The following is a 386-nucleotide window of genomic DNA, read 5'->3' on the forward strand; positions in this document are numbered from 1 at the left end:
CCTAACCAAAGGCAATAATCTTTGGCGTCTTGCCAATCTGCGGAAGCTGGGTAATTATCTTGGGTGGAGGCTTGCCAGCTTTTCATAATATCGCGAGATTTTAAATCGTTATATCTATCTGTTAACGGAAGCCCTGTTAATGCTCGCCATAAATTAAATTGCCCCCACGTTACGCGGTATTTGGATAAACTAAAGCTGTCTAAGGTGACATCGTGAACAAATTTATTATCTTTACCTAACGAATACGGCAGGGTAGATTTACCGTCATGGCCGCTGCCAAAATCCCCCATTAAAAAGGTACCCCCCTCGATAAACACCATATTGTTTAGCGAATCATTAACCAGTTGTTGTTTCTGACTTTCTTGCTCGGCGGTGAGTTGTTGATC

1 protein-coding gene is annotated in these 386 nt (G+C 42.5%); it reads right to left on the reverse strand.

All coding sequences use genetic code 11. From position 1 onward, the window contains the following. On the reverse strand, positions 1-386 hold a 386-nt coding region (locus AC4IFT_RS22400), incomplete at both ends, for a formylglycine-generating enzyme family protein (protein WP_490752936.1).

This window comes from Providencia sp. UF-183, from assembly GCF_058246155.1.